The sequence below is a fragment of the Kitasatospora sp. NPDC051984 genome (assembly GCF_044593455.1).
Classification (GTDB): Bacteria; Actinomycetota; Actinomycetes; order Streptomycetales; family Streptomycetaceae; genus Kitasatospora.
Genome location: NZ_JBIUCB010000007.1, coordinates 365881 through 372636 on the forward strand (window position 1 = coordinate 365881; position 6756 = coordinate 372636).

At 73.7% G+C, this 6756-nt stretch carries 7 protein-coding genes and 1 pseudogene; 3 read left to right on the top strand and 5 right to left on the bottom strand.

All coding sequences use genetic code 11. The features are described 5' to 3' along the window. Positions 1–78: 78 nt before the first annotated feature. The 3 genes and pseudogenes from ACIHEI_RS17530 to ACIHEI_RS17540 all read right to left on the bottom strand — a co-directional run bounded on the left by ACIHEI_RS17530 (position 79) and on the right by ACIHEI_RS17540 (position 2394). On the bottom strand, positions 79–1452 hold the full coding sequence (locus tag ACIHEI_RS17530; protein ID WP_396607239.1) for an enoyl-[acyl-carrier-protein] reductase FabV: 1374 nt from the start codon (positions 1450–1452) through the stop codon (positions 79–81). 113 nt (positions 1453–1565) lie between these two features. Beyond that, positions 1566–1742: pseudogene (locus tag ACIHEI_RS17535) on the bottom strand (DUF2000 family protein); the annotation flags it as partial. Between the two features lie 202 nt (positions 1743–1944). After that, positions 1945–2394 (bottom strand): MarR family winged helix-turn-helix transcriptional regulator, encoded by a 450-nt coding sequence (locus ACIHEI_RS17540; protein ID WP_396607240.1) that lies wholly within the window; start codon positions 2392–2394, stop codon positions 1945–1947. Positions 2395–2507: 113 nt separating this feature from the next. On the opposite strand from ACIHEI_RS17540, the gene ACIHEI_RS17545 reads away from it, so the two are divergent. Next, entirely contained in the window at positions 2508–3356 is an 849-nt protein-coding gene (locus tag ACIHEI_RS17545) for an alpha/beta fold hydrolase (RefSeq protein ID WP_396607241.1), read from the top strand. Between the two features lie 3 nt (positions 3357–3359). Here the strand turns inward: ACIHEI_RS17545 and ACIHEI_RS17550 are convergent, their stop codons facing one another. Together ACIHEI_RS17550 and ACIHEI_RS17555 are read right to left on the bottom strand one after the other, a co-directional pair. Continuing rightward, on the bottom strand, positions 3360–3719 hold the full coding sequence (locus ACIHEI_RS17550) for a 5-carboxymethyl-2-hydroxymuconate Delta-isomerase (protein WP_396607242.1): 360 nt from the start codon (positions 3717–3719) through the stop codon (positions 3360–3362). A 119-nt stretch (positions 3720–3838) separates the two neighbouring features. Further along, entirely contained in the window at positions 3839–4207 is a 369-nt protein-coding gene (locus tag ACIHEI_RS17555; protein ID WP_392946168.1) for an ArsR/SmtB family transcription factor, read from the bottom strand. A gap of 91 nt (positions 4208–4298) precedes the next feature. On the opposite strand from ACIHEI_RS17555, the gene ACIHEI_RS17560 reads away from it, so the two are divergent. Together ACIHEI_RS17560 and ACIHEI_RS17565 are read left to right on the top strand one after the other, a co-directional pair. Beyond that, the gene (locus ACIHEI_RS17560; protein ID WP_396607243.1) at positions 4299–6263 is read left to right on the top strand and encodes a heavy metal translocating P-type ATPase; all 1965 of its coding nucleotides are present in this window, start codon (positions 4299–4301) and stop codon (positions 6261–6263) included. Then, positions 6260–6652, top strand: coding sequence for a (2Fe-2S) ferredoxin domain-containing protein (locus ACIHEI_RS17565; RefSeq protein WP_396607244.1), 393 nt, complete (start codon positions 6260–6262; stop codon positions 6650–6652). Before ACIHEI_RS17560 ends, ACIHEI_RS17565 begins: the two co-directional genes overlap by 4 nt. Positions 6653–6756 lie beyond the last annotated feature (104 nt).

A 6756-nucleotide genomic window follows, 5' to 3' on the forward strand; every position in this document is an offset into this window, starting at 1 on the left:
TGACCCGACCCCGCCGGGACATGGCGCGAGGCGGCCGGGTGCAGGCAAGCCGATGCCGCACCCGGCCGCCGACGCAGGCTACCTGACCTCGAAGTCGGGCCAGGCCACCGCCGTTTCGACATCGACGCCGTAGTCCACACCGGGGACGTCCCAGCCGTACAGCGCGCGGAACTGGCCGTAGAACCACGCCGCGCCGCCCGGCTCCCCGGCCAGCGCGGCGGCCGGATCGGCCCACAGCTCGCGCACCCGCTCCTGCACCTTCTCGTCCAACTCCCAGCCGTCCAGCCGGATCCGGCCCCGCTCGTCCAGCACCAGCGGCTTCTCGCCGGTCAGCTGCGACCACAGGTCGACGGCCTGGTCGGCGGTGCTGCGCCAACCGTCCGCACCGAGAACGTTGCGCAGCAGCGAGGTGTACAGGGCGATGGACGGAATCGCCGTGGACGCCTGCGTGACGGCGGCACCGGCGACCACGGTGAACGCCCGGCTCGCGCCATCGGCGAGAACACCGTCGGCCAGGGTGCGCGCGGTCGCCTCCAGGTGCTCCTTGGCGGCGCCGATGGTGCCCCGCCGATAGACGGGGGCAGTGATGTCGGAGCCGACGTAGGACAGCGCCACCGTGGTGAACCCGCTGCCGAGCAGCCGACGTTCGGCCAGCGCCTCGACCCACAACCGCCAGTCCTCGCCGCCCATCACCTGCACCGTGGCACGCTGCTCCTCCTCACTCGCCGCGGTGAGCTGCACGCTGCCGACCGTCGCCACCTCGTCCGGGAACACCAGGGACGCGGCCTCGTACGCTTCGCCGATCGGCTTGATGACGGAGTGGTGCACCTCGCCCGTCACCGGATCGGTGCGACGCGGTGCGGCAAGGCTGTAGACCAGATGGTCGACCGGGCCGAACCGCTCCGCGATCAGATCGAGCGCCCGCTCCTTGGCGGCCGCGGAGAACGCGTCGGCGTTGACGAAGACGAAATCCGCGTCGGCGCCCAACTCCGCGGTGGCTGCCGTGCGGTACCAACCGGCCGTTGCCGTACGGCGCTCGGTCGGCGCGCCCTCGAAGGCGACGCCGACACCGCGGATGCCGTGACGCCGCAGGCCCGCCAGCAGAATCGACATGCCGTACCCGGCGCTCGAGCCGAGCAGCAGCACCACCGGGGCGCGGCCCTCGGGAGTGCGCGCCGGGATCGACTCCCAGGTGCGCTTCACGACCTCGGCGCAACCCGCCGGGTGGGAGTTGACGATCAGATAGCCGCGCTGCTTCGGGGTGATCTGCTGGAGGGTCACTCGGGGGTCCGTTCCGGTGGGGTGGCCGACCTCCTGGTCCGGGACGGCCACGGTCAGCTGCTGCGCCAGGTGCACGACGGGCCCGTGCAGCGCGAGACTGCCGAGGTCGTACGCCTCCGTTTCCGGGGAGCGTATCGGGGCCGCTGCCCGCCGCCCGTGCGAGCGTGCCACGGAGGATCGGCGCGGCGCTTGTGGGTGCCGCTATTGCGAGGACGCGCCTTCGTGAGCTATCGGACGGATACCGGGGTCGGGCGGCGCCAGAGGTCCGACCCGACCGCCGCTGCTCACGGGTGCATGCGCGCGCCCTTGAGCACCTTGTCCACGACGTTGCGCGGCCCGTGCAGCGCCAGCCCCACCAGATCGAGCGCCACCGTCGGCACCGCTCGCACCGCCGCCCGGTTGTCCCGGTCGTTGCCGGTGCCGAACAGCTCCGCCGTGAACACCGCCACCGGCAACGAGCGTCGACGGCCACCCCCGGCCACCGTCGCCACCATCCTCGGCTTCCACGACCCGCCCCACCTCACCCGCCACTTCCTCGGGACCACTCCTGGTCGGTATGTGCGTCGGGGGTGGTAGGGGGAGGTGGTTGCGCTGCGCGCGGCTGTGTGGGGGGAGTTGGGTGGGTGCCACCTCGGGCTGGTTCGTGGGGCGCTCGGCCGGCCGTCAGTGGGCGTGGTGGGCGACCAGGGATCGCATGGAGGTCAGGAAGCCTTCCACGGCGGCGAGTTCGGCGGGGGAGAGGCCGTCGACCAGGGCGACGGTGTCGGCGATCAACGGGCCGAAGAAGGTCTCGCCGAGGGTGACGGCCTGCTCGGTGACTTCGAGGAGGACGCGGCGGCGGTCGTGGGGGTCGCGGGTGCGGCGGAGGTGGCCGTGGCGTTCGAGGCGGTCGAGGACGGCGGTGGTGCCGGCCGAGTTGAGGCGGAGTTCGCGGCCGAGCAGGCCGGGCGTCGCGGGGGTGCCGGCGCGGGCGGCGTCGAGGAGGGCGATCAGGGCGCGCAGGTCGGTGGGGTGGAGGTTGTTGCGCTGGGCGAAGGCGGCGGCGAGCAGGTCCAGTTCGACGGTGAGGGCGCGGAGTTGATGCACCGTCCGGAGTCCGTGCTGGTCGGTCATGGGGTGCGGCCTTTCGGCGGGGGTGGGTTCCTGGGTGGAGATGCGGGTGCATAGTATCTCGCCGAGCGAGACACTCGCTCAGCGAGACAACTCTGCCCGTGGAGGCTGCCGCCATGGCGTTCGACCGTTCCGCCTTCCTGTCCGCGTACGACACCCTGCTGGGCCGCTGGCCCGTCCCGGTCGAGACGATCGACGTCGAGACGCCGTACGGAATCACCCGGGTCAACGCCGCCGGACCGGCCGGCGGTCCGCCGCTGGTGCTGCTCCACGGGGGTGGTGCCACGGCGGCGAGCTGGTGGGCCAACGTCGCCGAACTCGCCCGCACGGCACAGGTGTTCGCGGTGGACCGGATCGGCGACGCGGGCCGCTCCGCGAGCGGCGGGCGGCAGCCGGTGCGCCGCGTCGAGGACCTGCACGGCTGGCTGGACGCGGTGCTGGACGGGCTCGGGCTGGACCACGTCGACCTGTGCGGGCACTCCTACGGCGGGTGGATCGCGCTGAGCCACGCGCTGCGCCGCCCCGAACGGGTCGACCGCCTCGCGCTGCTCGACCCCACCGGCTGCTTCACCGGCTACTCGCTCCGCTATCTCCTGCACGCGGCGCCCATGCTGGCCCGGCCCGGCGAAGCCCGCGCCCGGACGTTTCTGGCCTGGGAGACCGGCGGCGTCCCGCTCGACCCGGACTGGGCCCGCCTCTACGGCCTCGCCGCGACCTTCCCCGCCGCCCGCCCCGTCACCGGCCGCCGCCCCACCCCGGAAACGCTCAGGACCCTCCGCGCCCGCTGCCTGCTGCTGGTCGCCGCGAACAGCCGCTGCCACGACCCGCGCACCCTCACCGCCCGGGCCGGACGGCTGCTCCCGCAGGCCGAGATCCGCACCCTCGGCGGCGTCTCCCACCACGCCCTGCCGTACACCCGGGCGGAGCGGGTGAACGCCGAGCTGACGCGTTTTCTGCGGCGGTGAGAGTCACCAGCCGGTGCGCAGGCGGTAGGACGGGGTGAGGTCGCGGACCTCGGCGGAGCGGACCACCTCGCGGCCGAGGACGGGCCGCAGGTGCTTGTCGAGCAGGCGCAGCACCTCCTCGGACAGCCGCGCCTTCAGCCCCTCCGGCCGTCCCGGCAGCAGGCCGATGGCGATGTGCACGAAGGCGGTCAACTGGCCGTCCGCGTCGCCCACCCAGGTCTCGGCGGCCTGACGGAACAAGGTCTTGCACACGCCCCGGGAGGACACCCGGTCGCGGACCAGGGGGTGCAGCTCGCGGACGAATCCGGGGCGGTCGAAGGAGTCGGCCAGCTGTGGTGAGTAGTCGACGGTGATGTGGGGCATGGCGGACCTTCTTCGCGCAGATGCTGATGCTTGGCTTCTACATCTGCCATCTAAGCCCCGCCCCGCTCGGGTCCCGCGTCCGGGGTCCCACATGCTGGACAGGGCGGCGTCGAAAAAGATCAGTCGGCGGCGGGAGGCGTGTCGCGGACGCCGAGGCGCAGGTGTTCCACGTGGTAGAGCGCCTGGTCGAGCAGCTCGGCGACGTGGTTGTCGTACAGCGCGTAGACGATCGAGCGGCCGTGGCGCTCGCCGGTGACCAGCCCGAGGTTGCGCAGCAGTCGCAGTTGGTGCGAGCAGGCGGAGGCCTCCAGGCCGACGGCTTCGGCGAGGTCGCCCACCGAGCAGGGGCCTTCCTGGAGGCGGGCCAGGATGTGCAGGCGGGAGGGGGTGGCCAGGGCCTGGAGGGTGGCCGCGACATCGGCCGTTCCGACGGCGTCCAGGCGTTCGCGGGTGGTGGCGCTGCTGGCGGTGTCGATTCCGTGGCCCATGACGTCATCATACCGGTGACACCTGAAGACCTGTTCAGATGTTCCGGTATGGTGGAGGAGTCCTCCCCGCCCCGCGAAGGGTTGCCCCGCCATGTCTTCCGTCCTGGACCGGCGGCCCGCGCCGCCCACCGCCGAACCCCGCCCGGCCCCGCCGAAACGGCGCACCCGCGTCCTCGCGCTGCCCGAGGCCCGGTGGGCGCTCGCCGCACTGCTGCTGTTCCTGGTCGCTCTCCCGCTGGACCTGGCCGGCGCCCCCGCCTGGACGTGGGGCCCGCTGTACGCCCTCGCGTACGCCACCGGCGGCTGGGAGCCCGGCTGGGCAGGGCTTCAGGCGCTGAAGGAGAAGACACTCGACGTCGACCTGCTGATGATCGTCGCGGCGCTCGGCGCGGCAGCGGTCGGACAGGTGCTGGACGGCGCGCTGCTGATCGTCATCTTCGCCACCTCCGGCGCGCTCGAGGCGATCGCCACCGCCCGCACCGCCGACTCGGTGCGCGGCCTGCTCGACCTGGCCCCCGCCACCGCCACCCGCCTCACCGGCGCCGGCGAGGAGACCGTCCGGGTCGAGCAACTGGCCGTCGGCGACACCGTGTTGATCCGGCCCGGCGAGCGGATCGGCGCGGACGGCCGGGTCCTGGACGGCACCAGCGAGGTCGACCAGGCCACCATCACCGGCGAGCCACTGCCGGTCGCCAAGCGCAACGGCGACGAGGTGTTCGCCGGCACCCTGAACGGCACCGGCGCACTGCGGGTACGCGTCGAACGCGACGCCGCCGACACCGTGATCGCCCGGATCGTCGCCATGGTCGAGGAAGCCTCCGAGACCAAGGCCCCCACCCAACTGTTCATCGAGAAGGTCGAACAGCGGTACTCGCTCGGCATGGTGGCCGCCACCCTGGCCGTGTTCGCCGTCCCGCTCGCCCTCGGCTCCGCGTTCACCGACGCACTGCTGCGCGCCATGACCTTCATGATCGTCGCCTCGCCGTGCGCGGTGGTCCTCGCCACCATGCCGCCCCTGCTGTCCGCGATCGCCAACTCCGGCCGCCACGGCGTCCTGGTCAAGTCCGCCGTCGTGATGGAACGCCTCGGCCAGATCGACACCGTCGCCCTCGACAAGACCGGCACCCTCACCGAAGGCACCCCCCGCGTCACCGACATCCGCCCGCAGGCCGACTCCGGCCTGACCGAGAACCAACTGCTCGCCCTCGCCGCCGCCGCCGAACACCCCAGCGAACACCCGCTCGCCCGCGCCGTCGTCGACGCCGCCCGCAGCCGCCGGCTCACCCCGGCCACCGCCGCGGACTTCAGCTCCACGCCCGGCGTCGGCGTCACCGCCACCGTCGACGGACACACCGTCACCGTCCACGCCCCCGACCACGACTGCCCGGCCACCGGCGCAGCCGTCGCCGAACTCGAGGACGCCGGGCGCACCGCCGTCGTGGTCGCCACCGACGGCACCCCCGTCGGCGTCCTCGGCATCGCCGACCGGCTGCGCCCCGACGCCGCCGCCACCGTCCGCGCCCTGACGGCGCTGACCGGCACCACCCCCGCGCTGCTCACCGGCGACAACCCGCGCGCCGCCCGGCAGTTGGCCGCGGAGGCCGGCCTCGGCGAAGTCCGGGCCCGCCTGCTGCCGCAGGACAAGGCCGCCGCCGTCAAGGAGTGGGAGACGGCCGGGCGGAAGGTGCTCGTGGTCGGCGACGGCGTGAACGACGCGCCCGCGCTGGCCGCCGCGCACACCGGCATCGCGATGGGCCGGGCCGGATCCGACCTCGCCCTGGAGACCGCCGACGCGGTGATCGTCCGCGACGAACTCGCCACCGTCCCGGCCGTGGTGGCGCTCTCCCGCCGGGCCCGCGCGCTGGTGGTGCAGAACCTCGCCATCGCGGCGACGTTCATCACCGTCCTGGTGGTGTGGGACCTGGTCGCCACCCTCCCGCTGCCGCTCGGCGTCCTCGGCCACGAAGGCTCCACCGTCCTGGTCGGCCTCAACGGCCTGCGCCTGCTGCGCGAATCCGCCTGGACCAAGGCCCGACGGGCGGGGAGCACCGCATGAGCCGCCGCACCGAGACCGAGTCCCGCTGCACCGTCACGGTCTGCCGCGGCTGCTGCTGCGGCACCACCGCGAAAGTCCCCCGCCTGGACCACGAGGCCCAGCTCGTCGACCTGCGCACCTCGCTGGCCGGCATCGCCATGATCCGGCGCACCGACTGCCTCGACGCCTGCGAGCGGGCCAACGTCATCGTCGTCCAGCCCTCCGCCGAGGGCCGCCGGGCGGGCGGACGCCCGGTCTGGCTCGGCCAGGTCAACGACCGCGACGCCGCCGCCGACATCACCGCCTGGGTCGCCGCCGGAGGCCCCGGCCTGGCCGAACCGCCGGACATCCTCGACCTGTACGCCTTCCAGCCCTCCCGCCGAGTGCGCGCCGAACTGGAAGGCAACTAGGGTCTGTCTGGCCGATCTTGCCGGGCGCGCGACGCCGGATCATCCGCCCCCAGCCTGGCGGCTGGGAGGTGCCCCCACCCCCAGCCCCAAGGGGGGCTGGGAGG

Coding starts and splice junctions, on each gene's coding strand:
- ACIHEI_RS17540 (WP_396607240.1), bottom strand. CDS start 2,394: ATGACCGACCAGCACGGACTCCGGACGGTGCATCAACTCCGCGCCCTC.
- ACIHEI_RS17545 (WP_396607241.1), top strand. CDS start 2,508: ATGGCGTTCGACCGTTCCGCCTTCCTGTCCGCGTACGACACCCTGCTG.
- ACIHEI_RS17550 (WP_396607242.1), bottom strand. CDS start 3,719: ATGCCCCACATCACCGTCGACTACTCACCACAGCTGGCCGACTCCTTC.
- ACIHEI_RS17555 (WP_392946168.1), bottom strand. CDS start 4,207: ATGGGCCACGGAATCGACACCGCCAGCAGCGCCACCACCCGCGAACGC.
- ACIHEI_RS17560 (WP_396607243.1), top strand. CDS start 4,299: ATGTCTTCCGTCCTGGACCGGCGGCCCGCGCCGCCCACCGCCGAACCC.
- ACIHEI_RS17565 (WP_396607244.1), top strand. CDS start 6,260: ATGAGCCGCCGCACCGAGACCGAGTCCCGCTGCACCGTCACGGTCTGC.